Raw genomic sequence first — 1,678 nt, 5'->3', positions numbered from 1 at the left:
ACATAGCAAGTTCAGGTATTATTTAATAATTTATATTTAGCTTTGTTGGGTAGTCTTCTGCAGAAGGCTATCTTTTTTTATGAAAAAATTTGATAATTATTGTTTACTTATCGAATACTCAATCGTTAATAGTGTAGGAGGGTGGTCATGGATGAACAATTAAGCTTGTACCTAAATAAAAAATTGAAGGCTGTGTATTTCTTTTTGCTAAAAATGGGAGCGATCAAAGAGGATGCGGAAGACATTGTTCAAGAAACGGCTTTTCAATTTGTGCAATATCTAGATACTCTTCAGGAAGAGTATGTTGATGCGTGGCTTTACAGAGTAGCAATTAATAAATATTACGATAGCTTAAGAAAACTTAAGTATAAAAATAATTATGTAAATACATTTAACCTCGAAGATTTACTGGATTGGACAACACCAGAGCAAATTATTATAGAGAATGAATTACATATAATGCTATCAGAGTGTTTACGTAAAATACCACAAAAATATGCAGAAATACTGTTACTCAAATATAGTGGAGATTTATCCTTAAAGGATATTGCTATTATTTATGGTACAACCGATAAATCAATTAAAACACAGTTAGCAAGAGCAAAGAAAAAAATGAGAAAGATGATTGAGGAGGTAAAATGATATGGATAAAGATTCAATTTTCAATGCCAAGGACGGGTTCCAACCATTGATAAAAAAAGCGAAAAAGAAATCATTAAAGAAGATAATTATTGTATCAACCATTGTGACGGTAAGTATCTTTATGGTTTTAGGAATCACTTTCATCATTGCGTATAATCAAATGCAACATTCAATGGAAGAGTATTCTTCAGTGAAGTTTGAACAAAGCGAAGTATATGGTGCGAATATCCATTATGATAAATCTACAACTAGTTTTAGTATAGATTCCGCTATTGATCAGGACCAATATGTAAAAGATATTGCTGGGATTCCATACACATGGTACAACGAACAAACTTGGTTTAAAATTTATGATTCACCTACAACTATTTATGATAATTTAATAACATCAACAGATAGTCGGCAATTTTATCGAAATGGACAAAGGGTGGTTAATTTTTATGTGCCTGGTGGAAAAAAAGTAGAAGATGATCGTAAGTTACTTCAATCTTTAGCTTCAACTAGTGTGGTAGAAATAGGCATTTCATTTAAGCAAGAAATGAATACAAATCAAGTGCTGAAACAATTTCCAACTGCTCAGTGGGCATGGGTGCAAAACCCTGATGTCGAAGTATCAGTTAGGCCTGGGTATGTAATCGGAGACTATGCATATGGTTTTACAATTACATCTCCAGAAAAAGGGACTGACAATATAGCAGAAGACGTAAAAAACTTCGAGAAGGTATTATCAAATTTATCTCAAAAAGACGAGAAAGATACGAATGTAGAGCCATTAATAAAATCAATCAAACAGAAAGGAACTGTTCAGGTGAGTGGTATCATTTTAACAGGGAAGGTAAAAGATTTATTACCACTAATTGAACAAGATTCAGTAAACTATGTGAGCGTTGGAGTTATAATTCCTTATTAGGGATAGGAATATGCTCGTAAAATAATTAATGGTCAACTAAAATAAAGCTTTCTAAATAAAAATATGCTAGTAGCAATAAATGGATTTCACCAAATCAACATCTTAATCAACTAACGGGTGCGTTAG

Annotated in this window: 2 protein-coding genes; both read left to right on the top strand. The window is 32.0% G+C overall.

The genetic code is table 11. The annotated features are described in order from the left end of the window. The first annotated feature begins 147 nt into the window (after positions 1–147). Positions 148–642 carry an RNA polymerase sigma factor gene (locus ACIQ0C_RS27145; RefSeq protein ID WP_403066002.1) on the top strand — a complete coding sequence of 165 codons (495 nt, stop codon included), beginning with the start codon at positions 148–150 and terminating at the stop codon, positions 640–642. Position 643: 1 nt separating this feature from the next. Continuing rightward, positions 644–1,552 carry an anti sigma factor C-terminal domain-containing protein gene (locus ACIQ0C_RS27140; protein WP_403065999.1) on the top strand — a complete coding sequence of 303 codons (909 nt, stop codon included), beginning with the start codon at positions 644–646 and terminating at the stop codon, positions 1,550–1,552. Positions 1,553–1,678 lie beyond the last annotated feature (126 nt).

The organism is Peribacillus sp. NPDC096448, from assembly GCF_044762675.1.
GTDB classification, from domain to species: Bacteria; Bacillota; Bacilli; order Bacillales; family DSM-1321; genus Peribacillus; species Peribacillus frigoritolerans_B.
The sequence above is the reverse complement of the archived record's forward strand: the minus strand, read 5'-3'. Positions and strand labels throughout refer to the sequence as shown.

What these genes read in the sequence shown, in the direction of transcription:
- ACIQ0C_RS27140 (WP_403065999.1), top strand. Translation starts at nt 644, where the DNA reads ATGGATAAAGATTCAATTTTCAATGCCAAGGACGGGTTCCAACCATTG.
- ACIQ0C_RS27145 (WP_403066002.1), top strand. Translation starts at nt 148, where the DNA reads ATGGATGAACAATTAAGCTTGTACCTAAATAAAAAATTGAAGGCTGTG.